Below are 22,151 nucleotides of genomic sequence, written 5' to 3' on the forward strand. Positions count from 1 at the left end.
TGGAGGAGTGGCCTGTCTGTTCGCCTGTGGTCCACGAGGTCCTGGCCATCGTCGATGACGTATCCATATGTCTTGTCCATCTGCTGTCGCGCTGACACTGGCCACGTGAGCTCGGCACGGGCGGGTTCCCGCAGGTGGATAGGTGGCCATGACGTTGGTATGTACCGCAACGCAGTCGAATTCCGCTTCAACGCCTAGGGTTTCGCCACTGGATCGACTTCTTTGCCGCGGCGGCGCCAGTTGCGGTAGCTGTGGTGGGCGGCGAAGGCGCCGAGGATGGCGGTGATGCACCAGACGGTGATTGCGGTGTAGGCCAGGGGGGCGGATAGGTCGCCGATTGATGCGCCGAGTGCGGTGTAGACGAATGCTCGGGGGGCCGAGCCGATGAAGGCGCCGGTGGCCATTTGCCACAGGGGGACTCCGAGGGCGCCGAACAGGTAGGACGACAGGGCGTCTGGGGCGCCGGGAATGAAGCGCTGGCCGACTACAGCCCAGAGGCCGCGTCGTTCGATCTGTGCGTCGAGGCGTTCGGCTCGTTTGGCGCCGAGCAGTCCGCGCGCGCTCTCGCGGCCTGCCCGTCGTCCGAGGAAACTGGAGATTGTCGCGGTGCCTACCGTCGCGCCCAACGTCACGAATGTGCCGACCAGCGGGCCGAATAGGAGACCGCTTCCGGCGGCTAGGATCGGGCCTGGGACGAGGATGGCGCCGAGTAGGGCCGACACCAGCGCGTAGACCAACGGTGCGGCCGGGCCCGTCGCCGCGATCATGTCGCGTACGCGTTCGATGTCGATAACCCGTACGACGGCAACAAGATAGAACATGCCGAGCAGGAATACGATGCACAACGCGAGCCGTGCGCCGTGTCGCCACCGGCTGGGCTGCGAGGAGTCGTCGGTCATGGTGCGCCCAACCCTGCCGCACGTTGACTGTGGCCGCGAATTGTGGCTGCCCGTCTGAGGGTGGCGGTTTGACGGCGCGCCTGGTGGGCTGGCACGAATTGTGTTCGCGGGGGTGGGGATTGGGGGGGCGACTGTTGGCGGCGAAGGCTTCAGGCAGTGAAATGCCTGAAGCCTTCGTCGTTGGCGTGTCCGCGCGAACAGACGACGCCGATCCCGGTTGCTCGGCTGTCTCACACGATCATCCGGGGGCTTTTGTCGCGCCTCGAAATTACCGGCCGGTAGCGTCGGCTAATCACTATAACGATAAGCCTGCCGCACGTTGTGCACGTTCTCCAGACGTTGGCGCGTGGACGCTACACAGTTCAGACAGGCGAGACTGCCGATAAACGCTGGTAGGAGGGGTACCGCAGCACTGACCTGATCGTTGGCCGGTGGGAGCGTTGGACTATCACGGGACTGCGATGAGACAGCGGTTTGCACCCGTTGGACAAGGGCTGGACCCTGCCGGTCAGTGATCGACCGTCCAGTTGGACGGCTAATTGAGGAATCTTCCACTCTGCGTTGGTCGTTCGTTCGTAATCTGCCCTGGAGCGGTGCAAGATGGTCTGCTGCTGGCCCCAAAACCGGGGCCGGTCCCTCGATCCTGAGCGCGAACTCGGGAGACGGGGATGTCGCGACTTACTCGTCGAAGTCTCGGCTGTCTCAACCGAATTGGTAGCCCGAGGTGCAGGTTCACGCTGTCCCGTGGTGGGGGTTTGCGCGCGCAATGAGAGTCGAACAGTGCCGGGCCTCGGACTACCTCGATAACAGGAAGCGCTGTTGTGAACGTCTGGGCTCTTCGGCGGCAACGCCAGGTTCAGCATTGTGCTGAGCATCGACCTGTGGCAGGTCCCTCTCTCCCCGTCCCTCCCGCTCCCGCTCCGGCCGTGTCGTGGCCTTCGGCATTTCTGACCGCGGTCATCGTGGTGGCCGGCCTCGGTTATCACTTCATGCTCGTCGCGCGCGGCGTCGAACCGGAACGCGCGGTGAAATATTTGATGATGATCGCGATTCCGCTTGTTTCGCTGGCTCTGCCGGGCAGCGCGGCGGGGATCGCGGTGCGCACGGTGTGCCGTCTGCTCGGCTCGGCTCTCGGTGCGCAGGGTGGTGGCGGCGCACGATGAACGATCTGGTGTTTCCCACCCATCCAGCAGAGGGCTCGACAGGTGATTCGGCGACCGCGTTCATGGCGATGCTGCGCAGGATTCACCAGCTCTCCGGTCTCACGGCAGGCCAGATCGCCGTCTCGTCCGGGCTGCCTCGTTCCACGGCGTACCGATTCATCGACCCCAAGAACACGACGGTGCCCAAAAGTCGAGATCAGGTCGGAGCGTTCCTGCTGGCCTGTCGTCTGTCGCGAGAGGGGGTGCTGCACATGCTCGAGCTGTGGGACGAGGTCACCGGCGCCGTGCCACCGACGGACCCGGCGGACCGGATACTGCACGGGCCACTCGACGACGACACCGCCGGTCGCGAGGGCCGTGCCCCGGCGCAGACCCCGGAGCCTGGCTTCTACCCGTGGGAGGACCCGGCACGATGGCGCGATTCCACCATGCGGTACCAGCGTTTGGAGGGACCGGCGAACCTGCAATGGATCGGCCGAGACGGAATAGCGGCGGCGCAGCACATTTACGCACACCTCGGGGCGTGCCCGATGTGTGCGGAGCATGATCAGCCACGCCGGCGGACGTCGACGGTGCCGATATCGATACTGGGTCGCGCCTTGCCCTTGATGCTGCTGTTGGTGACCGTCGCTCCGATGGCATTCGCCCTGTGGCTCGGCCACCAGTTCAACGGCCCGATCGCCGGCGTCTTCGCGCTCAACATCGTCACCGCGCTATTGATCGGCACCGCGAAGTGGGTGCACAAACCGTACGGGGTCAAGCTGCTGACCCTGGCATGCCTCAGCGCGGCATTACTCGCCGGTCTCAGCACCGGCACGCTGGCCGCGGTGGCGGCCGCGGCGCCGCTGGTCGGCGTACTCACCGGCTTCACCGTTTTCACCGGAACACCGCTATGGGTCGGGCTGACCAACCTGTCGAACATCGCCACCGCCCGCGGCGCGTTCATCCTGGTCGCCGCGGCCTGGTGCGGAATCGCCCTCGGCTACGCCGCCAGCCTCACCATGTTCTCGCCCGCCGGTGCCGTCCTGGTCGGGGCGATGGGATCGGCGATGACCGTGATGCAGCTATCCAGCAGGGTGTTCGAGGAAGCTTCGGATGTGAACGCCGCGGCGCAGTCCTAGGCGGTCGGGTCGAGTTCTGGCGACCCGACCACCTCCGCATTCGACCGAGGTCAGTGGTGGATCACCTCGCCGAGTCGTGGCAGCACTGACCGCTTCCAGTGTCGCTCCATGGCGTTGCGGAGCATCTTCTGTCGACGGTCTTCGATATCGAAACCTGTCTGCGTCAACAGGAGTCGGGTGCCGCGGCCCTGCGGCAGCAGCGTCCAGTCGACGATCCAGCGGGCGGGATGCTCGGCCTGCGGAAGCAGCCAGCTGTAGGTCAACTGTTGATACGGCCGGGCCGCCAGCACTTCGCAGGCGATCTCATCGATCGACGGGGCCGGGACGGCGAAACGAAAACGGGTTCCGACGGAGGCAGCGAATCCGGTCGGGCGAAGGAGCCACCGCTCCAGTAGATCCGGCTGCGTCAGCGCCCGCCACACGGTGTCCGGTGGTTGGGGGAAGAAGCTGCCGAGTTCGATCGCGGCGGGGTTCAACTGTGCGTCAGCAATCACGGACGTACCACCTCAGCGTCGGGGACTGGTTCAATTCCCTTGGCCTTCCTTGAATTTCGCCTCCATCTCCGCGGCGAGTTGTGGCTGCTCAGCCTCCATTTTCTGGACGTACGCCACCGCGTCGCCGACCGTTCTCAGGCTTGCCATGTCTTCGTCGGGGATTTTGACCTCGTATTTATCTTCGAGTTGCACGGCGATCTCCACCAGCGACAGCGAGTCGATGTCCAGATCGTCGACGAAGGACTTCTCCAGCATCACCTCGTCGGCCTCGATGCCGGTCACCTCCTCGATGATCTCCGCGATCCCTGCGACGATTTCTTCCTGCGTGGTAGCCACGACTCACCCTCTCTTCGATGCGAACACATAGCTGCGGTACTCAGCGCGCCGTCCAGGACGGCGGTCGATCGGCAGTGCCAGTACGCTAAGAGCTCCACCGGGGTGGAGGTTCAATAGGTTGTGACAGACGACATACCGGCGCGGGCGTTGGTGAGCATCGGGGAATTGGCGCGGAGCACCGGGCTTGCGGTGCGAACGATCCGGTTCTATTGCGACGAAGGCATTTTGGAACCACGCCGCAGCCCAGGCGGGCATCGGATGTTCGACGCCGATAGCGCCACCGAACGATTGCTGCTGGTCCGGCGGTTGCGCGCGCTCGGCCTCGGGCTCGGCTCGATCACCGAGGTGCTGCTCGGCGAGCGGTCGATCGCCGAGGCCATCGCCGCCGAAAGTGCGCGCCTAGAAACCGAATTCAGGTCGCTGGCGTGGCGGCGGGCGTCAGTGCGGGCAGTCGAGACGGCCGCACCGACGCAACGGGCCGAGCGACTCGCGTTGCTGTCCGCCGCACAGGACGGCGGTGCGGTGCATGATTGCCTCGTACGGTTCTGGTGGCGCATCCTCGCGCCGATACCTCGGTGCGACGTGCAAGGGTGGGTGTGCTGGAATGTCCCGGAGCCGCCCGCTGACCCGTCCGTCGACGAGGTAGTCGCGTATGCCGGGTTGGCCGCTTTAGCTGTCGACCCAGAAATGAACAGTGTTGTGCGACGGCATCTCTGGCGAATGCAGCCGGATCTGATCCGCGACCCCCGAGAGTTGTACGCCGACGTTGGCGACGTAATGGTAGATGTGGTGACACTGATCACCGAAGGCGTGCGGCCGCGCGATGGTAGCGAAGTCGATCGATTCGTCAATGCCCATGCCACTGCGCGAGGGGAACGTGATTCTCCGCGTTTCCGCGAGCGATTGCTGATCGGTGCCCCCGACACGGACCACCGGATTCATCGCTACTGGGCTCTGACGGCGCAGCTGTTCGGACCCCGCGTCACCGTAGGGCCAGCCTATAACTGGCTGATCGACGCACTGGCCCATGCCACCGACCTTGCCGATGAACCAACGCGGCGGACTTAGTCCATCAGCTCGACCCACTGCGTGCGAGAGGGACCAGGGGCGAAGGGGTTGCCGAAATACTGTGTCTCGCAGACTACTTGCGCGCCCTCGAATTCCATGATGCTCACGACGTGTTTCCGTGGCTGCATGCCGCAGGGTACTCGGGCCAGTGCACCAGGAAGCCGCGGTGCGCAGCGGGGTCCTGAATGGGCCATTTGCCCGAAAGATTGGGTTGCCATGTACTTTTAGCTTGGGTTCGGGGTGCTGCTTCGGCAGCTGGAGGAGATGAGGATAGTGATGGTTTGGGTGGGACGACGTCTGCGTGCGGTCTTGGGCGTGCTGCTGGCCGCGATGACGCTGGTGTTGGTGTTGGTGCTGGCGGGATGCGGGGCGAAGGAGTCCGACTCCCGTACGCCGTTGCCGAGCGCGGTGCCGACGACTTCGGTTGCTCCGACGAAGACGGTGCCGCCGACGAGCTCGATTCCGGCGCAAGGGAATCCGGGTGGACCGCAACGTCAGGATGGGGCGCGGCCCGGCGACTCGGGGCAGCCTGCGGTGCAGCCGCCCGGCGGTACCGATAATTGCGGCGCGATCGTTTGTGGTGAGGCGCCGCCGCCCGGCGGTACCGATAACTGTGGCGTGATCTTCTGTGGTGACCCGGCGGGCCCGCGGCCGGGCGGTACCGACAACTGCAACGAGAACTGCGGGGTGACCCCGCCGCGACCCGGCGGTACCGACAACTGCAACGACAATTGCGGCGTGATCTGCACCGAGCGGTTCGACTATACGGGCGATCCGCGGACGCCCGCCGAAATCAACAGCCTCGGCGAGTGGAACAAGAAGTGCCCCACACCGATTCGGCCGACCGCCACCGCATCGCCCACGGTGCAGCCGTCCGCGACCACCTCCGCGGTGACCACATCCCCGCCCGCGGCGACGGTCACCACACCGGCGAAGTAGGGGTTTCGGCCCCGGCCTTACGCCGCTCAGCGAGTGGCGCGGTGCGGCCCAGGGTGATCCTTGCGGCGAATGCAGGCGGCGCCGGCCCGGGGAAGTACTGCGTCACACCGTGGTTCGCCCCGGCCGGCGATGATCCGGTTCAGGTCGCCTGGATCCACTCCGGCGCGGGCGCGCGCCAAGGCGGCGCGTAGTGCGGCCCTGGGGTCGGGGCCGTCCGGACCCCAGCCCTGCGACATCGCCGCATTGATCTCGTCCTTCGACATCACCCTGGCGATGGTCTCGTCGAGCAACCCGGCGGCGACGACGGTGCGAATCAGACCTGCTGGCGCGGGTTCCGGCCGGTAGTCCCACCCGTCGAGGCCGATGTCTTCGGCCAGCACATCGAGCAGAACCAGCGCTTGCCACAGTTCGGTGGCTTCATCGAGTGTGAGCTGGCCGCATTGGATCAACGCGTTCGCCATGTCGTAGGCGGCGTCGGCCCGGCGTGGCCCCGCGCAGAGCACCTCGATGATGCCGACGTCGCCGACGACCCTGCTCGAGAAGATGACGCGATGCTGTTTGCCGAGTACGTCGAGGGTATTCCAGCCGGCCAGGCGATCCCCGGCGCCGCGGTTGCTCAGCGGATGGCTGCCTGCTGGATTACCGCACAGCGCAACCAGATCCACGAGGACGGATTCGCACTCGGCGGGCGGCAGATCCTCGAGGTATTCGACGAAGGCATCCGAGAACTCGATCTCGGCCTGGCAGCCCGGGAACGATTCGCCCTTTCTCACCGATTCGCGACGCGCTCGGCCGCCAGGGCGCGCACCCTGGACTCGTCGACGCCGAGCCGGACGCATACCTCGGCGAGATCGAACACCCGCGTCCGCTTCGATACGAGATCCGCTGCGGCATCGAGGATTGCGAGCTTTGCCTCGCGAATCTTGCGGATGTCTTCGTCGATTCGGTCCGCCGAATCGACTACGGCCACCGCTCGGCCATGGCTGGTCAGCACGACGCGCTGTTCTTCGCTCGCGGTGACCAACCCGGACACGCCCTTGCGGGATGCAGTGGTGATGGGCACTCTCACGGACGTCATAGTGCAAATCTATCTAGAAATAGGTAGATATGCAATGGTGTTACTAGTGGCTGGTCAGGGAGGTGGGGAGGGGTTGGCCGCAGTCGTTGGGGGTGGGGGCGTTGGTGAGGTGGTCGGCGAACCATTGGATGACGCGGGGGGCGACGGCCTCGTCGTTTTGGGTGTCGTGGCCGACGTTGGGGTTCCATTGGGTGGTTACCGGGGTGCCCGCGACGCAGTAGCGGTCGACGAGGGCGGCGGTGAATTTCGGGGGGACGAGTTTGTCTTCCAGGCCTTGGGCCAGGTAGACGGGGATGCCCGGGGGTAGGTCGGGGGCGCGGTTTTCCTCGAAGGCTTGGCGCCATGCGGGGTCAGCGAGTGGGTCGCCTTTGAAGTAGTCGCCCATGCCTGGGACGGTGGTTATCCGGGCGAAGAGTGCGGCGAAAGGTGTTGCGGCGCAACCGGCCCCGGCCATTTCCTGATTGCGTGCCGCGGCTTGCGGGGTGAGCAGGGCGTTGGGGTCGAGTTGGGGGTAGGCCTTGGCGTACTGGGTGGTGAGGAAGGGGGTGACGGCCCAGCCGTTGAGGAGTTGGGGTGGACGTTCCCGGAGGATGCCCGCGATGTCGGACGCGGGTGCGGTGGCGGCGTCGGCGACGAGGTGCAGTTCGGGTGCGTAGGTGGGTGTCTGGGCCGCGGCGGCCAGGGAGATGAGGCCGCCCTGCGAGATGCCGTAGATCAGCATGTCGGTGCCCGCGCCGGTGCCGGGCAGGTTGCGGGCCGCGCGGGCGGCATTCACGGTGTCGCGGCCCTGGTCGGTGGCGACGAGGTAGTGCTCGCCGTCGCCGGTGCCCGCGGCGCCCGCGTAGTCGCTGGCGGTGACCACCCAGCCGCGGCCGAGCGCGTCGTTGAGCCAGGGCATGGACGCGGCGATGCCGGATTGCCTGCTCGGCGCGCATTCGGCACCGAGGCTGACGGTGCCGTGGGCGAAGTTCAGGATGGGGCGATCGGTGCCCTCGGTGAGTGGCGTCCAGACCATGCCGGACGACACGGCCGGGGTGCCGTTGCGGTCCTGGGACCAGTACAGGATGCGCTGGCCGTGGCCGTGCACGCCGGGCAGTGACATCGGCGACGAACGGATCACGGTGCCCGGCGGCTGGGGTGAGATGCCTTGTGGCACGTCGTAGAAGGCGGCCAGCCGGGTTTGTTCCGCGTCCTGTCTGGCGGCCAGGGTGACGATCGTCCCGTACCAGCCGAGCGGCACGGCGAGCACGATCAGCTGCACGGTCACCGCGGCCGGACGCCACCAGCGCAGGGTGCTCGCGCGCGGCAGGGGCGCGGTCAGCCGGACGCCGCGGACCACCATCGCCGCGCCGGTGATCAAGAGCGTGACGATCGTCCACGCGGTGAAATCCAGGCCGGTGCGAAACGGCAGCGTGGCGAGAATCAGGCCGGCGAGTACCTGCCAGCCCGCGAGTGCCGCGGACGCGACGACGACGTCATCCCGCTGTGTTCCGGCCGACAGCCCGCAGATCCCGACCCCGATCCAGCACGCCCCGACCCACACCAGAGCGAGCGACACCGACATGGTCAGCCCGGCGATTCCGAGCGCACCGAACCCGGCGGCCAGCACCGCCTCGATGCCCAGCAACCGCCGAGCACGCACAACTCGCGCGGATACATGGCCGGCGTCGCCCGACGCCTGATCCGATTCGGCGGTTGCCGAACGCCCGCTCCGCGCCAACCACCACCGAGCGGCGGCAGACGCGCCGAGCACCAGCATCGCGACCGCGACGACTACGCGTCCCTCGATCAGTGAGACGCCGAAGGGTGAGTACAGCAACACGCCCGACATGATCACGGCCAGCCCGGGTAGCCACCAGGCGATCCCACGTACGTCCCAGGTCCGGGCTTTGCTACCGCTCACCCATGGCCTCCGTCCTTCGGTTACCCGGCAAACAGCTCGATGCCGATAACTCTACGGACGGCTAACGAAGGAGCTATGTGATCTTCGTCGGCGCGCGGTCCCGGCTCAGCGGTTCCGCCACCGCCGCCGCGCCCACTTCCTGGCCGCCGGGCTGACGGCCAGAACCGGGAGAAACAGTACGAAGCCGACCAACGCGACGGGAATCATCAAGTAGATGAGTAGCTCGCCGAGTACTTGAACGATGGTGGGAACGGCGAAGGGCAGTGCCAGCATCGCCAGCGCAATCGCCAGCGGATAGGCCCCGCCCGAGGCCGCGGCGATCGCGGCGATCGCGAATCCGGCCGCGAGCACGAGACCGAGCAGGGCGACGAGATAGTTGTCCCACCATGCGTGTTGTTTCGTGTGAATCGAAGCGCCTCCCATGACGTCGGGTCCGACCCAGCCGCAGAGCCTAGCGCGCAAACCTCACCTCGAACGGCAAAGTCCCCGATCACGTTGTCAGCCAGACGCTTCCGCGCACAGAACGCGCGAGGAGCTGCGCCCTCACTCCCCGTTCGGCGTGTCCTGCACCGGTTCTACCGTGACGTCAGCGAAGAGGGGGACGTCGGCGGGTTCCGGGAAATCCGCGGCGGTTTCCTCGCCGATGTAGAGGTCGAGGTGGTGCGGGCCGCTGGAGCCCGGAATGAATTCGTCGCCTATAGACCATTCGGCCGCTTGGAATTTGGTGCAGATCATGGTGGCTTCGGGATCGAAGATGCCGCAGTCGGTCAGGCGCAGACGGGTGCCTGGTTCCAGGCCGTCGGCCGCGGCACTGTGGAAGGGTTGCAGGATTTCGCCCGCGGCGTCGCGGGGGTGCGAGTCGAGCCAGAAGCCGGAGTCGTAGGACCAGTTCAGGTAGGCGCCCGCATTGCTACCGCTGGTGATGCGGCCGGTGCCCTCGTCGCGGACCGCGTCGACGAAATCGCTGGGCAGGTCGCCGAGTTGGGCGTCGGAGTCGGCGCAGTCGATGTCGGTGCAGCCGTGCACCGTCTCGCGCGGTCCGTCGTGGTAGGACTCGACGGCGGTGTAGTACGCCGTGACGGTCCAGTCGGACCACTCGTTCTCGCTGGCGTCGCACCCGGTCGCCAGGACCGACACGGCCAGCAACCCCACACCCAGCCTCACCCTCTGATCGTACGGTGGTTGCCGCCGCGACGCTGCCCGGGCCGAGTCAGGCTGCGGCGGAGCAGAACTCGGCGGCATGATCGAGGGCCCATTGCCGGAAGGTGCGTGGTGGAGCGCCGGTGAGCCGCTCGACGGTGTCGTGCACGACGGACGTGAAAGCCGCAAGCGCGGTGGCCCGCAGCGCCATGATCGCGTCCGCGAGGTCGGCGGGAACGCCGTGCTCGAGGATGGCCTGCCGGGCCTGTTCCGGTGCGACTTCGACGAATTCGAGCGGGCGGCCGAGTGCCTCGGCGAGGATGGCGGTCTGCTCGCGAGGGGACAGCGCCTGCGGTCCGCTCAGCGTGTACACCTGACCGTCGTGCCCGTCGGCGGTGAGTGCGACGGCCGCGACCGCCGCGATGTCGCGCGGATCGATGACGGCCATCCGCCCCTGGCCGAATGGCGCGTGCACGGCACCGTACGCGCGGATCGTGCCTGCCCAGTGCAGTGCGTTGGACATGAATCCGAGCGGGCGCACGATGGTCCACGGCACGCCGGAGGCGCGCACGGACCGCTCGCCCGCGCGATGCCAGGTGGGGATGGGATCGGTGGCGGTGTCGTCGCCGGTGCGGCCCGACGACAGCTTCACCAGCCGCGTGACGCCCGCCTCGGCGGCGGCCCTGGCGACGACGGCGTCGTGCTCGGGAATCGCGGGGCCGGTGGACAACAGGAACACCCGATCCACGCCTGCCATGGCTGCGGCCATGTCGGCGGGGTCGCCGAGGTCGGCTCGGACCACCTCGACGTCGGCGGGCAGGTGCGCGTCCGCCGGGTGTCGGCTGGTTGCGCGAACGTGTTCGCCCGCGGTACGCAGCTGGTCGATCAGCGCGCGGCCGATGGTTCCGGTGGCACCCGTTACGAGAATCATGGTGTCGCTTCCTCTTTCGATGGTGCGAGCGTTCCGGTCGAGCGCTTGCTGCCTGGACCAGCGTGCGACCGGAACCGTAAACCGATCCATCTACTGCTCGTAGCTAGTGGAAAGTTTCCATTTGCCGTGGTGATATGAAAGGAATGACCACACTGGACGAAGTGGATCGCGGCCTGATCCACGCGCTGCACATCGACGGCAGGGCACCGTTCAATCAGATCGGTGCGGTCCTCGGTGTGTCCACCCAGACCATCGCCCGCCGGTACCGCCGGCTCCGCGCGGAGGCCGGTCTGCGCGTTGTCGGGATACCAGACGCGGGCGGAATCGGTAAGGCGCAGTGGCTGGTTCGGCTCACCACCACGACGGCCGCCGCGCGAAACCTCGCCAACTCGCTGGCCCGCCGCTGCGACACCTCGTGGGTCAAGTTGATGTCGGGCGGCACCGAAATCCTGCTCATCGTCGATGTCCCGCTGGGCGCGCAGACCTCGCGATCGCTACTGCTGCACGATATTCCGCGCACAGCCGGCATCACCGGGGTGTCCGCGCATCTGGTGCTGCATACCTATCACGGCGGGCCAGGAGTGTGGCGCGGCCATGTCAATGCCTTGAATGCCGCTCAGCAGCAACAGCTTCGGATCAGCGCCGACAGCCCGCCGCGAAATCGGGCACTGTCTGCCGCCGAGACCGCCTTGCTCGGCGCGCTGAGCCGTGACGGCCGCTGCGGACTCGCGGAGCTCGCCACGGCGACCGGCTGGTCACCGGCGACGGTCACCCGGCGCCTCGCCGACCTGCGGGCGACCGGCGCGCTCTTCTTCGATGTCGAATTCGACGACGCGCACTTCGGCGCGACCACGCAGGCGCTGCTGTGGATGTCGGTCGCCCCGGCCCACCTCGACGCGGTCGCCACCAGGCTGGCCGGACACGACGAGCTCGCCTTCGTCGTCGCGACCACCGGCTCGGCGAACCTCGTCGCCCAGGCGATGTGCCCGGATCCCGCCGCGCTGCATGGATACCTCACCGGCCGCCTCGGCGAGCTCGAGCAGATCCGGACGCTGGAGACCGCCCCGGTCCTCGCGACGATCAAGGCGGGCGGCCGGACGGTCTCCGAGCTGAAATCAGCCAAGGTGGTCCGCTAGACCGATTGCCGCACCCCAGGCGGGCGTGGCCACGGATTGTCTTCGATGTGCTCGACGGACTGGTTGAACCGCGCGATCAGCCTGCTCAACTGGTCGACATCGGCATCGTCCCAGTCGGCGACCACCGCGCCGATGCCGTCCCGGCTCTGCAGGCGATCCGCGGCCAGCGCGTCCAGTCCCTTGCCGGTGGCCTGGATCTTGCGGGCGATGCCGCCGTCGGGATCGGGGACCCGGTCGACGAGGCCCTGTTTGAGCATCGCGCCGACCTGACGGTTGATCGTGGAGATGTCGAGCTGGAACGTCTCGGACAGCTCGCGCAGGCTCAGCGCGGTGTCGAACTCCAGCCTGGTCAGGATGAGAAAGGCCGAGCGGTCGAGCTGGAAACCTGGACGGCGCAGTAGGGACGCGGGAAAGTGCCTGGCGAGCAGGGTCAGCTCGTAGACCAGGCGGGTTAGCGCCGCGTTGTCGGTGGGACCGAATTCGGACATGGGCCTCACTATGTCGGGTGCGTCACGTTATATCCAATTGTGCACGATACACAAGATGTGTAGCGTGCACATTTGTGACTGTTGCTGCCGACGTGTCTTCGACCGTCTCTGATTCCGACGACCGAAGGCGTCCATCGCCGGCCGTCCTCATCGCCACCCTCGGCATGGTCGGTGTCGTCGTCTCGCTGATGCAGACGCTGGTCATTCCGATCATCCCGACGCTGCCCGACCTGCTGAGCACCTCGGCGTCCAACGCCTCCTGGGTGGTGACCGCCACCCTGCTCGCCGGCGCGGTATTCACCCCGATCAGCGGTCGCCTCGGCGACATGTTCGGCAAGCGCCGGGTGCTGTTCGTCAACCTGCTCTCGCTGGTCGCCGGTTCGGTCGTCTGCGCGGCCTTCACCTCGCTGATTCCCGAGATCATCGGACGCTCGCTGCAGGGTGCCGCGGTCGGCGCGATTCCGTTGGGCATCAGCATCATGCGCGACGAACTGCCCGCCGAGAAGGTGGGTTCGGCGATGGCGATCATGAGCGCGACGCTTGGCGTCGGCGGCGCCCTCGGCCTGCCGCTCGCCGCGGCGATCGCGCAGAACGCGGACTGGCACATGCTGTTCTGGACCGCGGCCGGCCTCGGCCTCATCTGTGCCGCATTGGTTTTCGTGTTTGTCCCGGAGTCGCCGGTGCGCACCCCCGCGCGGTTCGATTTCGGTGGCGCGGTTGGGCTTTCGATCGCCTTGCTGGCGCTGCTCATTCCGATCACCAAGGGCGCCGACTGGGGTTGGGCGAGCCCGACCACCCTGATCCTGTTCGCGGTGTCGCTGGTGGTGTTCCTCGGCTGGGGCGCCTACGAGCTGCGCCAGCGTTCGCCGCTGGTCGACCTGCGGGTCTCGGCGCGGCCGCGGGTGCTGTTCACCAATATCGCGTCCGTCGCGGTCGGCTTCGCGCTCTACGGCATGTCGCTCACCTTCCCACAGCTGCTGATGGCACCGGAGCAGACCGGCTACGGCTTCGGCCTGACCATGGTCAACGCCGGATTGGCGCTGGCGCCAACCGGATTCGTGATGATCCTGCTTTCCCCGGTCTCGGCGAAGCTGTCCGCCGCGCGCGGCCCGAAGATCACCCTCGCGCTCGGCTCCGCGGTGATCGCGGCGGGCTACCTGTGCGCCGTGGTGCTGATGAACAGCGTCTGGGAAATCATGGTGGCCTCGATGATCGTCGCCGCGGGTGTCGGCCTTGCCTACGCCGCGATGCCCGCGCTCATCATGGGCGCCGTGCCGATCACCGAGACGGCCGCGGCCAATGGGCTCAACTCGCTGATGCGTTCGGTGGGAACGTCGACCTCGTCGGCGGTGATGAGCGTGGTGCTCGCGCACATGACTATGCAGCTCGGCGTGCACGTGTTCCCGTCGCGCGACGGATTCCACACCACCTTCCTGATCGCCACGGCGGCCGCCATTGTCGCGATCGTGCTGACCGCGCTGATCCCGATGCGCAAGGCGCCCGACGCGGCGGCGACCGTCGGTCACGCCTGAGCTGAGAACTGTTGGAGCCGACCCGGTTACCCCGGGTCGGCTCCGCTGTTTCCGAGGTCAGTTGCCCAGCGCCCGTGGTCGGCGGCGCACTCCAGTACGGTCGCCTCGTCCGACGTGCCTAGCCAATGGCTGCGGTGAACTCGGCGAAACGCTGGGAGATGCGGTCCGGGAACTCGCCGTTGATGGCGTGTGAGGCGTCCGGCCACACCTCGACCTGGGCTCCCGGGATGGTTCGGGCGGTTTCGGCGGCGCGGGTCGGATTGTGAATGATGCTGCGCCCGGCCAGGATTGCGAGCACCGGGACCTCGATGGCGGCCAGCTCTTCGGGGGTCGGACGGACGGGCGTCGGCTGAGCCGAGCTGAAATCGCGCATGGCAGAAGCGATCAGGCGTCCCTCGGGGAGGGATTCGTCCACCGGGATGCCGCCCGAGATCCAGCTCAGCAGCCAGTAGCGCACGCGCTTCGGGAGGCCGGGAATGATGCTGCCGAGCGAGATGACGATCACCTTCCAGGTAATGGGCGCAAAGGTATTCGCCGGATCGAGCAGGGTTACCGAGGCCACGCATTCCGGGCGGTGCATGGCCACCCGTACGGCCAGCCAGCCGCCGATGCTGACGCCGAGCAGGTGTACGCGCCGCAGCCCGAGACCCGCGAGCGCCTCGGCCACCCACGTCGTCTGGTCGACAGCGCCCGCTGTTCAGCGGGTTCGGGCAGCGCGGTCAGGCCGTCGGTGTACGCGGCGGCGAAGCGATCGAAACAACTCGTTTTCGGCCACGGGGCACAGCTTATGCCTGCGTCGTCGGGTTGTCGGGTGTGACGGCTTCGGTGTAGCGGCGGGCGAGGGTGCGGATGTGGGCGACGAGTTCTGGGGGGCCGTCGACGCGGAAGTCCATCATCAGCATGCTCAGGTAGATGGCGAGGGTTTCCAGGGCGTCGGCGCCGGTCAGCAGGACACAGGTGTCGGCGTCGACTGCCTCCACGACGCCGACCGCGGGATTGATTCGGGCGATGACGGTTTCGGCGGGGGCCAGGACGGTGACGCGGGCGTGCACCTTCCAGCCGGTGCGGGCGATGTGGCGCATGACGAAGGCGACGAGGTCGTCGTCTGGCAGTGAGCGGGCGGCGAAACGGCGAGCGCCGGTGCTGGCCTGCTGCACTCTGGCGACGGGAATCGCACTCCAGGAATGGGTTTCGAGGTGGTAGGCGACCAGGTACCAGCGGCGCTGCCAATTGATGAGTCGATACGGTTCGACTTCTTCGCGCGCCAGGTCGGTCTGGTCGATCAACACGGTGGCGCCGTCGCGGATGGCGCCGGCCAGCGTGGTCAGGATCGCGGCGGGGACCGGGGCGTCGGGTTCGCGCGATCCGGTGGTCGCTGGGCCGATGGCGGTGGCCTCGCGTAACGCGGTCACCTTGCGCTGCAGGCGTTTCGGCAGGATCTGGTCGAGTTTGGCCAGCGCGCGGGTGACATTGTCGGTGATATCCGCGATCCCGGTGGCGCCGTCCTCGGCCAGTCCGACCGCGACCGCGACGGCCACTGCCTCGTCGTCATCCAGCAGCAGCGGCGGCATGGTGGTGCCGCGACCGAGGCGGTAGCCGCCGATCGGGCCGCGTTGCGCCTGCACGGGGTAGCCGAGCTCGCGCAGGCGTTGGATGTCATTGCGCAGTGTGCGGTCGGTGATCGCCAGCTGCTCGGCCAGTTCCCTGCCGGTGTGTGCACGATCTTGGAGGAGTGCCAGCAAACGCAGTACACGCACTGTGGTCGGCGTCACATTTCACCTCTGGAAAAATAGGAACGAAACTAGCCTAATGGACTCATAGGCTGATGTCAGAAGCAAGAAACACCATCTCGAAAGGTCCTGACATGAACGCCACCACCTCCTCCATCGCCACCCTGAGCCCTGTGTGGCGCGACGTCCTGGACGAGTCCTACCGTGCCCTGGCAAACGTTGTCGCCGGGGTTCGCGACGACCAGTGGCAGCTGCCGACGCCGTGCTCGGAATGGTCGGTGACGCAGGTGGTCCAGCACGCCGCGGGCGATCAGCTCGCCTACGCCGCGGCCCTCGGCGTCGGAACCGGGCCCGCGTACGACCCGTTCGATCCGTCCGGCAGTGTCGACGGCTCGCCGACGGCGCTGGTCGATGACGCGATCGAGCAGACCGCGGCCGCCTGGGCGACCGTCGCCGACGGCACCGAGGCCGTTCCGACGCCGCTGCCGCACGGCGCGCTCCCGACGCCGGTCGCCGCCGTGATGTGCGCGCTGGATGCCGCGGTACACGCCTGGGATATCGCGATCGGCACCGGACAGGCATCGCCGTTGACCGAGGAATTGGCTGGGTATCTGCTCACCGCGGCACGTAGCGCGCACCCGGCACCGGGGAGTGGCCAGGAGGCGGAAATCGTTGAGCCGCTGCGTCAGTGGGGCGCGTACGCCGCGGTCGTCGACGGGCAGGCCGACGACACCGTGGTCGCCGAACTCCTGCACTACCTCGGTCGCGTGCCGCGCGCCTGAAGCGAGGCGAGGTGCGCGGCCGGTATCAACCTGCTGTGCCGCAATCGAAAACCGTCAGCGTGCGGTGACGAACCCCTGGGCGACCATCCAGTCGCGGGCGACGTCGGCTGGCTCTCGGCCCTCGAGGTCGACCAGCCGATTCAGCTCGGTGACCGCCTCGTTGGTGAGGCGCTGCGAGATCGGCGCCAGGATGGTGGCGACCTGCGGATGCGCGTCGGCGAAGGACTTGCGCATCACAACCGCCGCGTTGTATTTCGGGAAGAAGCGCTGATCATCTTGCAGCAGCACAAGTTTCAAGGCCGGGATGCGGCCGTCGGTGGTGGCGACGGAGCCGAACTTGCACTGCTTGGCGTCGGCGGTGGCCTGATAGACCACCGCATCCTGGACGATCTGTTTGTGGACCTTGCCGACATCGATGTTGTATTTGCGGGCCATGCCGGGGTATCCGTCCTGGCGCACATTGAATTCGGTGCCGACGCAGGTCGCCGCGGCGGCAGGGTCCTTCTCGATCAGTGCCGCATAGTCCGACAGCGTCCGCACGCCGGTCTCCTGCGCGGTTGCCGGGCTCATCACCAGCGCGTAGGTGTTGTTCATCGGCGCCATGTCGGCCCACACCATGCCGTGCGCCGCGAGGTCGGCGTCGCGGACGGCGTCGAACTGCGCCACCTCGTCCGGGACGGGGGTCTCTTTGCCGAGGTAGTTGACCCAGCCGGTGCCGGTGTAGTCGTAGGCGACATCGATCTGACCGTGCAGCTGGGCGTCGCGAAGGCTGTTGGAGCCCTGGATGTTCGTCAGATCCCGCACGTCCGCGCCCGCCGCCGACATGGCGAACTCGATGATGTAGCCGAGGATGTTCTGCTCGGTGAAGTCCTTGGACCCCACAATGATTCGGACGCCATCGAGTTCGGGAACGGGGCCGATGCTGCCCGGCCCCACCCGAAGGGGCACCGCGCCACCGGATTCCAAGCCGCAGGCCGCCACCAGCAGCATCCCGGCCGCCAGCGCGACACCGCGCCACCGCCGGTTCATTTCAGCCCCTTCGGTCCGAGGAACTGCTCGGCGAGCGCGCCGAGCCAGTCCACCAGCAGCGCGAGTGCTACCGCGAGCACGGCGCCGACGACCAGGGTGACGTTGTCGCGCAACTTGTAACCGGTGTCGATCAGGATGCCGAGACCGCCCGCGCTCACCAGGAAAGACAGCGTCGCGGTGCCGACCGCCAACACCAGCGAGGTGCGCAGGCCGGCCAGGATGTAGGGCACGGCAAGGGGAAACTCGATGCGCCGCAACACCGTTGCCGCCGACATGCCCTGCCCGCGGCCGGCATCGGTGAGTGTCTGGTCGACCTGCTGATAGCCGAGGATCGTGTTGCGCAGCACCGGAAGCAGCGAATAGAACGCGATCGGAGCGACGCCGATCCAGAAGCCGGTGGTGCGGGTGGCGAGGTAGAACAGCACGATCAGGCCGATGGCCGGTGCGGCCGCGCCGATATTGGCGATGCCGACGAAAATTGGTGCCAGACGGCGATATCCGGGCCGGGTGAGCACCGTGCCGAGCGGCACCGCGATGACGATGACGATCAACACGACGGTCGCCGAGATCAGGATGTGCTGCCAGGTGACGCTCAAGATGTTGTGCGTGTTCAGGCTGGCCTGCTGGGTGGTGGTCAGGTCTCGCGCGAACGCCCAGATCAGCACGCCCGCGGTGAGCAGCAGCACGACCACCGGCTGGACGAACAGCCGGATGCGCTCGGCCCGGCGCTGGGCGGCGGGCGATGCGGTCGCGGGCGGGGTGCCGATGGCCGCCGTCACGGCGCGTCACCCGCCGCGGGATGGCCGGATCCGTGTTCGGCGCGCATCGCCGACAGGTGCGCGACCAGCGTGTCGATGGTGATCAGCCCGACGTATTCACCGCGCTTGCCGGTGACGACCGCGTTCGCCGTCTGATCGGCGAGCAGTGCTTCCAGTGCGTCCTGCAGCGTCGACCGCGGCGACAGTGGCTCGCCGATCGGTGTTCCGGTGCCGCGCAACGAGTTCGCGTGCGCCAGATGCTCGGCCGACACCCAGCGCAGCGGCCGCCGCTGCTTGTCGAGCACCAGTGCCCACGGCCAGTCCTGCCCGGCCAGCGCGGTCCGTAGTACGTCGACCGGCTCGTCTTCTACGGCGGTCGGGCATTGTCCCATGTCGACATCGCTCACCCTGGTGAGCGTGAGCTGCTTGAGCGAGGCGTCCGCGCCGACGAAGCCCGCGACGGTCTCGTCCGCGGGATCGGCGAGGATCGCCGCGGGGGTGTCGTACTGCAGGATGCGGGACTGGTTGCCCAGCACCGCGATTCGGTCGCCGAGCTTGACCGCCTCGGTGAAGTCGTGCGTGACGAAGACGATGGTCTTGCCCAGTTCGCCTTGCAGCCGTAGCAATTCGTCCTGCAACAGGCCGCGGGTGATCGGGTCGACCGCGCCGAACGGCTCGTCCATCAGCAGCACCGGCGGGTCGGCGGCGAGCGCGCGGGCGACGCCGACGCGTTGCTGCTGGCCGCCGGACAGCTGGCGCGGGTAGCGGCCGCGATAGGTGTCGGGGTCGAGGCCGACCAGGTCGAGCATCTCGTCGGTGCGGGCGGCGACTCGCTTACGGTCCCAGCCGATCAGGCCGGGCACCGTCGCGACGTTCTTGGCGACCGTCATGTGCGGGAACAGCCCGGCCTGCTGGATCGAGTAGCCGATGCCGCGGCGCAGCTGGTCGGGATTCATCGACGCGGCGTCGCGCCCGCCGATGGTGATGGTGCCCGAGGTCGGCTCGATCAGCCGGTTGATCATTCGCATGGTGGTGGTCTTGCCGCAGCCGGAAGGGCCGACGAGTACCACGATTTCGCCTGCCGGGATGGTCATCGACACCTCGCCGACGGCCGGATCGCGCTGGCCTGGATAGCGTTTGGTGACCGCGTCGAGCACGATCTCCTCGCCGGACACCGCCGATTCGATGCCGCCGGAACGGGTTTCGGTGTCAGTCACGGATTCCCCTCGAGGTGGTGAGGCGTCCGACGAGGACGTAGATCCCGTCCAGTACGAGCGCGAGTACGACGATCAGCACCGTGCCGACCAGGGCCTGTGGCACCGCGTTCGGGCTGCCGAGCCGGGCGAGTCCGGAGAAGATGAGGTTGCCGAGCCCCGGCCCCTTGGCGTACGCGGCGATGGCCAGGATGCCCATGATCAGCTGCGTGCTGACCCGTATGCCTGCCAGGATGGCGGGCCAGGCGAGCGGGAGCTCGATGGCGGTCAGTACCCGCAAGCGATTCATGCCGACGCCGCGCGCCGCGTCGGTCACCGCGGGATCCACCGAGGACAGTCCGATGATCGTGTTACGCAGGATCGGCAGCAGCGCGTAGAGCACCAGCGCGGTGACCGTCGGGGCGACACCGAGGCCGAGGATCGGAATCAGCAGGCCGAGCAGTGCGAACGATGGCACCGTGAGGATCGCGCTGGCCACGGCCGTCGAGATCGACGAGCCGAGCGGGCTGCGATGCACCGCTATCCCGATCAGCACCGCGACGACGGTCGCGATCAGCACCGATTGCAACACCGCCGACACATGCAGGTAGGAGTCGATGAGCAGCTGATGTCGCCGGTGTACTACGAAAGTCCACAGCGTGTCCAGGGTCGTACCTCCCCGTCGCCCGGTGTCCTGGGAGGGTAGCGCGGATTCGCTTCGCCCGGACGGTATTCCGGGCGGCGCGCCGCCGCCCGGAACCGAGCGTCGAGGTCAGACCGCGGATCTGATATCGGTGTGCACGAAGTCGTTGCCCTTGTAGAGCAGCGGCTTCTTGGTGATGGTGGCGAGCGCGTAGGCGAAGCAGTCGCCGAGGTTGAGTTGTGCCTTATGTCCGCTGCCTTTGCCGAAATCGCGGTATGCGGCTCGGGCTATGGCGGCCTGCTCCAGCGAGACGGGAGTGAGTTCGATGTCTCCCTCACCGATCAACTCCGCGAATCGCCGCGCCATGATCGGGTCGGGACTGCGATCCACTTTGATCGCTACCTCGAAGTGGTTGACCACCGACATCGACCGGCTCTCGGCCGCGTCGAGCGCGTCGATGAAACTGCCACGTTCGGGCTCTTGTTTGATGATGGCGAGCAGGGCCGATGCGTCGACGATCATGCGGGCATCCCCTGATCGTCGTAAAGATCATCGGTGGTGAGCAACGCTCGGGTCTCGGGAGTCATCCTGGCGTCGATATCGGCCACGATTTCCCAGAGTCGCGCCTTGCGCGACTGTCGCGCCGTTTCACGCTCGGCGTCCAGTTCTTTCAACATGCGTTTCAGTGCCTCCTCGACAACGCTGGTTTGGGACATCCCCGTCCGCTCCGCTGCCTCACGCACCAAGGCGTGCACCTTCTCATTTTTTATGTTCAAACCCATGGGGTCTACCCTCCTGGACTGGGATGGTAGATACTCTACCCTGGTTCCATCGCCGCGGGAAATAATTATTCGACGGGAACCGTTCGGGCACCGCGTTCGTCCAATTCAGCAAGGACCGAGACGGTCGCGACCACGAATCAAACTGGGGGAGAGATGTCGGAGCACCAGGTCAGAACCTCGCATCGGGTGCGCCACCGCACGGAGGGCCCGCGGCACGGCCGCTCTGGCAGGCACGCGGGCCGGTGGCTCGCGGTGGGACTGGCGGTGCTCGCGCTCACGGTGGCGGGAGTGCTGGGAGTCCGCTGGTGGCAAGACCATTCGAACCCGGCGGCGATCGTCGGCCAGCGCGGCGCCGAGTTCCCCGCGGTCGATCGCTCGACGCTCGACCCGGCACAGGCCGCGGTAGTGGCGGTGACGGCACGGGAATTCAACAGTCCGGGGGCGGGCACCAAATACGCCGAAGGAGCGAGCGAACCGTGGTGCGCCGACTTCGTCAGCTGGGTGATGCGGGAGTCGGGGGCGCCGCTGGCAAACCCGAATTCGGGCTCGTGGCGGATCCCCGGCGTGTACACGCTGCAGGAGTACTACGCGAGCACGGGGCGCTTCGCCCCGTTCGGCAGCTACCAGCCGCGCACAGGTGACGTACTGATGTACGACAGCACCAGCCCATTCGGCCAGCACACGAACATTGTGCTGAAATCCGGCGCCGGTGTCGTGACCACGATCGGCGGCAACGAGTTCGGCGAGGTGAGCATCCACACATTCGCGCTGGCCGAGGCGCCGGGGATCGTCGGATTCGGCAAATTGTGAGAAGTATCGACGGCCGACGGCGGTGGTTGGTTGGTGCGCACGTCTTTCGGGCGTGCGCGATAGCCCTACGATAGATAGTGACGGCGCCCGGCAGCGCCGTCGCCGATCCCCGCCCTGCCTCCCCCTCATCGGCAGGACGGGGATCTCGGGTTCAGACTTGGGCAAGTTTCGGGCAATGTTGGTCGCGTACCGTGTC

General features: G+C 67.2%; 26 protein-coding genes. 8 read left to right on the forward strand and 18 right to left on the reverse strand.

Annotated features, from left to right (window positions below):
- Positions 1–194: 194 nt before the first annotated feature.
- A complete protein-coding gene (locus tag ACIA8C_RS02515) occupies positions 195–899 on the reverse strand; it encodes a TVP38/TMEM64 family protein (protein WP_397130467.1) in 705 nt (234 codons plus the stop codon).
- A gap of 926 nt (positions 900–1,825) precedes the next feature.
- On the opposite strand from ACIA8C_RS02515, the gene ACIA8C_RS02520 reads away from it, so the two are divergent.
- Complete coding sequence (locus tag ACIA8C_RS02520) at positions 1,826–2,062, forward strand: hypothetical protein (RefSeq protein WP_397130468.1); 237 nt, start codon at positions 1,826–1,828, stop codon at positions 2,060–2,062.
- The gene (locus ACIA8C_RS02525) at positions 2,059–3,183 is read left to right on the forward strand and encodes a hypothetical protein (protein WP_397130469.1); all 1,125 of its coding nucleotides are present in this window, start codon (positions 2,059–2,061) and stop codon (positions 3,181–3,183) included. Before ACIA8C_RS02520 ends, ACIA8C_RS02525 begins: the two co-directional genes overlap by 4 nt.
- A gap of 50 nt (positions 3,184–3,233) precedes the next feature.
- Here the strand turns inward: ACIA8C_RS02525 and ACIA8C_RS02530 are convergent, their stop codons facing one another.
- Together ACIA8C_RS02530 and acpM are read right to left on the reverse strand one after the other, a co-directional pair.
- Complete coding sequence (locus ACIA8C_RS02530) at positions 3,234–3,677, reverse strand: SRPBCC domain-containing protein (protein ID WP_397130470.1); 444 nt, start codon at positions 3,675–3,677, stop codon at positions 3,234–3,236.
- 30 nt (positions 3,678–3,707) lie between these two features.
- A complete protein-coding gene (gene acpM, locus ACIA8C_RS02535; protein ID WP_397130471.1) occupies positions 3,708–4,013 on the reverse strand; it encodes a meromycolate extension acyl carrier protein AcpM in 306 nt (101 codons plus the stop codon).
- 120 nt (positions 4,014–4,133) lie between these two features.
- Here acpM and ACIA8C_RS02540 point away from each other — a divergent pair, with 120 nt between their 5' ends.
- Together ACIA8C_RS02540 and ACIA8C_RS02545 are read left to right on the forward strand one after the other, a co-directional pair.
- A complete protein-coding gene (locus ACIA8C_RS02540) occupies positions 4,134–5,081 on the forward strand; it encodes a MerR family transcriptional regulator (RefSeq protein ID WP_397130472.1) in 948 nt (315 codons plus the stop codon).
- Positions 5,082–5,357: 276 nt separating this feature from the next.
- Positions 5,358–6,020, forward strand: a complete 663-nt coding sequence (locus ACIA8C_RS02545; RefSeq protein WP_397130473.1) for a hypothetical protein — start codon at positions 5,358–5,360, stop codon at positions 6,018–6,020.
- A gap of 26 nt (positions 6,021–6,046) precedes the next feature.
- On the opposite strand, the gene ACIA8C_RS02550 is transcribed toward ACIA8C_RS02545, so the two are convergent.
- The 6 genes from ACIA8C_RS02550 to ACIA8C_RS02575 form a co-directional block, all read right to left on the reverse strand.
- Positions 6,047–6,793 (reverse strand): type II toxin-antitoxin system RelE/ParE family toxin, encoded by a 747-nt coding sequence (locus ACIA8C_RS02550; RefSeq protein WP_397130474.1) that lies wholly within the window; start codon positions 6,791–6,793, stop codon positions 6,047–6,049.
- Entirely contained in the window at positions 6,790–7,098 is a 309-nt protein-coding gene (locus ACIA8C_RS02555; protein WP_397130475.1) for a hypothetical protein, read from the reverse strand. Before ACIA8C_RS02555 ends, ACIA8C_RS02550 begins: the two co-directional genes overlap by 4 nt.
- 43 nt (positions 7,099–7,141) lie before the next feature.
- A complete protein-coding gene (locus ACIA8C_RS02560; protein WP_397130476.1) occupies positions 7,142–9,001 on the reverse strand; it encodes a lipase family protein in 1,860 nt (619 codons plus the stop codon).
- Between the two features lie 105 nt (positions 9,002–9,106).
- Positions 9,107–9,424, reverse strand: coding sequence for a hypothetical protein (locus ACIA8C_RS02565; RefSeq protein ID WP_397130477.1), 318 nt, complete (start codon positions 9,422–9,424; stop codon positions 9,107–9,109).
- 120 nt (positions 9,425–9,544) lie between these two features.
- Positions 9,545–10,165, reverse strand: a complete 621-nt coding sequence (locus tag ACIA8C_RS02570; protein ID WP_397130478.1) for a hypothetical protein — start codon at positions 10,163–10,165, stop codon at positions 9,545–9,547.
- A gap of 46 nt (positions 10,166–10,211) precedes the next feature.
- Positions 10,212–11,072, reverse strand: a complete 861-nt coding sequence (locus ACIA8C_RS02575) for an NAD(P)H-binding protein (protein WP_397130479.1) — start codon at positions 11,070–11,072, stop codon at positions 10,212–10,214.
- 143 nt (positions 11,073–11,215) lie between these two features.
- Here ACIA8C_RS02575 and ACIA8C_RS02580 point away from each other — a divergent pair, with 143 nt between their 5' ends.
- On the forward strand, positions 11,216–12,208 hold the full coding sequence (locus ACIA8C_RS02580) for an Lrp/AsnC family transcriptional regulator (protein ID WP_397130480.1): 993 nt from the start codon (positions 11,216–11,218) through the stop codon (positions 12,206–12,208).
- Here the strand turns inward: ACIA8C_RS02580 and ACIA8C_RS02585 are convergent.
- Complete coding sequence (locus ACIA8C_RS02585; protein WP_397130481.1) at positions 12,205–12,696, reverse strand: MarR family winged helix-turn-helix transcriptional regulator; 492 nt, start codon at positions 12,694–12,696, stop codon at positions 12,205–12,207. The two genes, ACIA8C_RS02580 and ACIA8C_RS02585, sit on opposite strands and share 4 nt — an antisense overlap.
- Positions 12,697–12,770: 74 nt before the next feature.
- Here ACIA8C_RS02585 and ACIA8C_RS02590 point away from each other — a divergent pair, with 74 nt between their 5' ends.
- On the forward strand, positions 12,771–14,228 hold the full coding sequence (locus ACIA8C_RS02590; RefSeq protein ID WP_397130482.1) for an MFS transporter: 1,458 nt from the start codon (positions 12,771–12,773) through the stop codon (positions 14,226–14,228).
- A 118-nt stretch (positions 14,229–14,346) separates the two neighbouring features.
- On the opposite strand, the gene ACIA8C_RS02595 is transcribed toward ACIA8C_RS02590, so the two are convergent.
- On the reverse strand, positions 14,347–14,895 hold the full coding sequence (locus tag ACIA8C_RS02595; RefSeq protein ID WP_397130483.1) for an alpha/beta fold hydrolase: 549 nt from the start codon (positions 14,893–14,895) through the stop codon (positions 14,347–14,349).
- A gap of 118 nt (positions 14,896–15,013) precedes the next feature.
- On the reverse strand, positions 15,014–16,000 hold the full coding sequence (locus ACIA8C_RS02600; RefSeq protein ID WP_397130484.1) for a helix-turn-helix transcriptional regulator: 987 nt from the start codon (positions 15,998–16,000) through the stop codon (positions 15,014–15,016).
- A gap of 92 nt (positions 16,001–16,092) precedes the next feature.
- Here ACIA8C_RS02600 and ACIA8C_RS02605 point away from each other — a divergent pair, with 92 nt between their 5' ends.
- Complete coding sequence (locus ACIA8C_RS02605) at positions 16,093–16,740, forward strand: TIGR03086 family metal-binding protein (RefSeq protein ID WP_397130485.1); 648 nt, start codon at positions 16,093–16,095, stop codon at positions 16,738–16,740.
- Positions 16,741–16,794: 54 nt separating this feature from the next.
- Here the strand turns inward: ACIA8C_RS02605 and ACIA8C_RS02610 are convergent, their stop codons facing one another.
- The 6 genes from ACIA8C_RS02610 to ACIA8C_RS02635 form a co-directional block, all read right to left on the reverse strand.
- The gene (locus ACIA8C_RS02610) at positions 16,795–17,769 is read right to left on the reverse strand and encodes a glycine betaine ABC transporter substrate-binding protein (protein ID WP_397130486.1); all 975 of its coding nucleotides are present in this window, start codon (positions 17,767–17,769) and stop codon (positions 16,795–16,797) included.
- On the reverse strand, positions 17,766–18,548 hold the full coding sequence (locus tag ACIA8C_RS02615) for an ABC transporter permease (RefSeq protein ID WP_397130487.1): 783 nt from the start codon (positions 18,546–18,548) through the stop codon (positions 17,766–17,768). The genes ACIA8C_RS02610 and ACIA8C_RS02615 overlap by 4 nt, the downstream gene beginning before the upstream one ends.
- Entirely contained in the window at positions 18,545–19,744 is a 1,200-nt protein-coding gene (locus ACIA8C_RS02620) for an ABC transporter ATP-binding protein (protein WP_397130488.1), read from the reverse strand. Before ACIA8C_RS02620 ends, ACIA8C_RS02615 begins: the two co-directional genes overlap by 4 nt.
- A complete protein-coding gene (locus ACIA8C_RS02625; RefSeq protein WP_396994379.1) occupies positions 19,737–20,387 on the reverse strand; it encodes an ABC transporter permease in 651 nt (216 codons plus the stop codon). Before ACIA8C_RS02625 ends, ACIA8C_RS02620 begins: the two co-directional genes overlap by 8 nt.
- Positions 20,388–20,492: 105 nt before the next feature.
- The gene (locus ACIA8C_RS02630; RefSeq protein ID WP_397130489.1) at positions 20,493–20,885 is read right to left on the reverse strand and encodes a type II toxin-antitoxin system VapC family toxin; all 393 of its coding nucleotides are present in this window, start codon (positions 20,883–20,885) and stop codon (positions 20,493–20,495) included.
- The gene (locus tag ACIA8C_RS02635) at positions 20,882–21,145 is read right to left on the reverse strand and encodes a type II toxin-antitoxin system VapB family antitoxin (protein WP_397130490.1); all 264 of its coding nucleotides are present in this window, start codon (positions 21,143–21,145) and stop codon (positions 20,882–20,884) included. Before ACIA8C_RS02635 ends, ACIA8C_RS02630 begins: the two co-directional genes overlap by 4 nt.
- A gap of 153 nt (positions 21,146–21,298) precedes the next feature.
- Here ACIA8C_RS02635 and ACIA8C_RS02640 point away from each other — a divergent pair, with 153 nt between their 5' ends.
- Positions 21,299–21,955, forward strand: coding sequence for a CHAP domain-containing protein (locus ACIA8C_RS02640; RefSeq protein WP_397130491.1), 657 nt, complete (start codon positions 21,299–21,301; stop codon positions 21,953–21,955).
- Positions 21,956–22,151: the final 196 nt, after the last annotated feature.

Source organism: Nocardia sp. NPDC051321, from assembly GCF_044455225.1.
GTDB lineage: Bacteria > Actinomycetota > Actinomycetes > Mycobacteriales > Mycobacteriaceae > Nocardia.